At 68.4% G+C, this 2,773-nt stretch carries 4 protein-coding genes and 1 pseudogene; 3 read left to right on the forward strand and 2 right to left on the reverse strand.

Annotated features, from left to right (window positions below; translation table 11 throughout):
• Together NBW84_RS23735 and NBW84_RS23740 are read left to right on the forward strand one after the other, a co-directional pair.
• Positions 1–806, forward strand: an 806-nt coding sequence (locus NBW84_RS23735) for a type IV toxin-antitoxin system AbiEi family antitoxin (RefSeq protein ID WP_250287556.1), incomplete at its 5' end; no start/stop codon positions are given.
• On the forward strand, positions 803–964 hold the full coding sequence (locus tag NBW84_RS23740) for a hypothetical protein (protein WP_250287558.1): 162 nt from the start codon (positions 803–805) through the stop codon (positions 962–964). The genes NBW84_RS23735 and NBW84_RS23740, both read left to right, overlap by 4 nt.
• Before the next feature lie 73 nt (positions 965–1,037).
• On the opposite strand, the gene NBW84_RS23745 is transcribed toward NBW84_RS23740, so the two are convergent.
• Both NBW84_RS23745 and NBW84_RS23750 read right to left on the reverse strand, forming a co-directional pair.
• Positions 1,038–1,757, reverse strand: a complete 720-nt coding sequence (locus tag NBW84_RS23745) for a hypothetical protein (protein ID WP_250287560.1) — start codon at positions 1,755–1,757, stop codon at positions 1,038–1,040.
• A 240-nt stretch (positions 1,758–1,997) separates the two neighbouring features.
• On the reverse strand, positions 1,998–2,255 hold the full coding sequence (locus NBW84_RS23750; RefSeq protein WP_250287562.1) for a hypothetical protein: 258 nt from the start codon (positions 2,253–2,255) through the stop codon (positions 1,998–2,000).
• A gap of 289 nt (positions 2,256–2,544) precedes the next feature.
• On the opposite strand from NBW84_RS23750, the pseudogene NBW84_RS23755 reads away from it, so the two are divergent.
• Positions 2,545–2,773, forward strand: a pseudogene (locus tag NBW84_RS23755) (spermidine/putrescine ABC transporter substrate-binding protein); the annotation flags it as partial.

Here is a 2,773-nt window from a genome sequence, read left to right on the forward strand (position 1 = left end):
CTGAGGCAGGCTGGTTGCACATGACACGAGCGATCCCCCCTTCGCTGGCGCCTGTGCTGGAGCAGCTGGAGCTGGAGGAAGCGGATCTGGTGACGACAGCGCGGCTTGACGATCTGGTCCGCGCGGCTGGTATCCGCACGGCTACCCGGACAGTCGCGGCCCGGCTGCGTGAGCGTGGCTGGCTGTTGCCGACTGGCCAGCGCGGCGTGTGGGAGTTCGCTCCGGCAGCGGTGGCCGGTCCTTACAGCCGCGGCGGGCACACCCGCCTGCTGCGTTCGGTCCTCGCTCGCAGCGAGGTCGCCTGTGGCCTGACTTTCCAGGCAGCCGCGTGGGCGCTCGGCCTGGCGGACCGGGCCCCAACGCGTGTCGAGGTCACGGCGGTGAGTGAGCGTGATGCCCGCCGGTTGCCCGATGGCCTCGACGTGTCGGTGTTCGCGCCCAGGCTCGACTACCAGCGAGCGAAGGGGGTGCCAGTGCTGCACCCGGCGAGCGTACTGGTACATATGGCCACGAATCCGACTCGTGTACGCTCATGGTCCAGCGCACTCGAATGGCTTCCGGACCTGGTCGCGGAAGTTACCACTGACGACGTGCTTGTCGAGTTGGGCAGGCGTCCATCCACGGTCGCCAGCCGATCGGGCTATCTACTCCAGGGGCTGCGTCCCGACGTAGCCGAGCAGATCATCGGGCCTTCGACGAAGACGTGGTTCGGCCCACGCCGCAAAGTTGTCCGACACGACAGCCGCTGGCAGGTGGCCGACACCCTGCTGCCCTTCGACCCACGAAAACTGGAGTCCGTCACATGAGCAGTGGACTCATCGCGGTTACGATCGGTTGGATCGGTCGGCACACCCCACCAGGCGCTGGGGTCGACGGCCGTGACGCTGCCGTCATGGACATCGCCCAGGACCTGCTTCTGCGTGATCTGCACGGGCGGGGCAGCCTCGACGAACTGGTCTTCTGAGCCTGTACTGACAGGCTCAAGTGGCATGACGAGACTTCTGCGGTAGGAGTGTGAAAGCTGTGTGGGTGGGTTTCTAGCCGAATTTCACCGAGCCGCAGGTGAGGTTCTGTGGGGGTGGGGTCAGGGGTGACTGGCCGCGGGCGATCAGGCGGGTGCCGGAGAAGTCGTAGAAGGTGGTGCGGCCCTGATAGCTCCTGCCGTCGGTGCTGGTGCCCGTCCAGATCTCGATCGCGGCAGTTGGTGACTGCGTGCGGTGGCAGCCCCATTTCGCCGCGTTCCGCAGCGAGGCGCCGTAGGGCAGCGACGCCTGCTGCCCGTCGAGGGTGACCAGCCGCAGCCGGGAGTCGACGTACCGGAAGACCGTTGCCGCCTGTAGCCCGGCTCCCCGGTCGACCCGGACGAACACCTCCGCGTGCCCGTCCCGGTCCGCGTCGACCGAGCCGAGCACCCCCTGCACCGTCAGATCCGGATTGCCCTCGAAGGGAACCTCGTCGGTACGGCCGGTCGCGTAGCGGACCAGGAGTGTGCCAGCGGCGGGAAGTGTGATCGAGTCAGCGCGGCCGTCGCCGTCGACATCGCCGTCCCGCGCCGGGGACGCGCTGGCCGTCGCCGTCGCGGGTGACGTCGCCGGTGACGTGACGTGCTGCGTCCCCGTCCGGTTGCTGTCGGACGACTTCGAGACATGCGACGACCGTCCGCCGGACGAGCGGCTGCTACCGCTGCTGACGTTGCAGCCCGTCGTCAGCAGGATTGCCGCGGTGACCGCCAGGGTGACGGGGACAGCAAAAGGCACGGACACACGCATGACGCCCCCACGGCTGTAAAAGCTTTCATCCGGTATATCCGCTGACTCGGATGAATGCGAGGCCGTCGTGCCGTGGCAGGCCTGTCCGGATATCGACAGGGTAAAATCGCCGTCAGCCTGTTGAGATTCCGTGAATACCGCCGGGGCGCGGTGACGCGCCGGCCGGTTTTCAGGTCCGGTGACAAGGGCGGGACGGGTCGTTGTGCCGTCACGCCGCGTCCCGCTGGTTCAGGTGCCGGGGGTGCGCCAGGGGCTTGCCGGGCGCAGCAGGTCGGCCGAGCGCAGCAGCACCTCGGCGAGCATGCGGGCCTCCTCGGGCGTGAGATAGGCGGCGGCGAGGGCGTCGAGCATCGGGGCGTCCAGGCGTAGCAGGATCACCGGCGCCTGTCCCGCGGCGGCCGGTGGCTCGGGCCGGACCGTTATCTCCGCCTGACCGATCCGGGTGATCAGGACCCCGTCATGCGGATCGTGATGAACCAGCGCCATGGTCATCCACTCCTCCCGAACCGAAGCGGTTCCGGCTGTCGCACATGTTGGACTCTCGTCCACTGGTACTGGTTGCTCCGGTCGGACGTCGGTTTTCCGACCGCGGCCGCGGGAAAAGCATGATCGCCGGGGTGCTGGTGCGCCGGTGCCGTCCGGAGCATGGTGCCACATTGTGGCCCTAAAAGTAGCCATCTGGACACGCAGTTGAATACAGGCGAGAAGGGTGCCGATCGCAATCAACGATCAGAAGCGATATCGCTACTTTTCGTCTACCTGTGGAGGGGTCGAGATGACGCCGAGTTCTGGAGAGCCCGCTGCCGACGCGCCGGATGACGGCCGCTGTGATACCTGCCATCCCGCCCTCCTGCGCGGTCTGACCATGCCACGCACGTCCGCGCGCCGGGGGGCCCACCGGCGCCCGGCCCGGCCGGCGGCGGGCCGCGGCGGGCTCGGGCGGCGGGAGTTCCTCGGCCTGGCCGGCCTGGGCCTCTCCAGCGCGCTGGCCGGCGGTGGTGCCC

It is taken from the genome of Protofrankia sp. CiP1_Cm_nod2 (assembly GCF_920664355.1).
Lineage (GTDB): Bacteria > Actinomycetota > Actinomycetes > Frankiales > Frankiaceae > Protofrankia.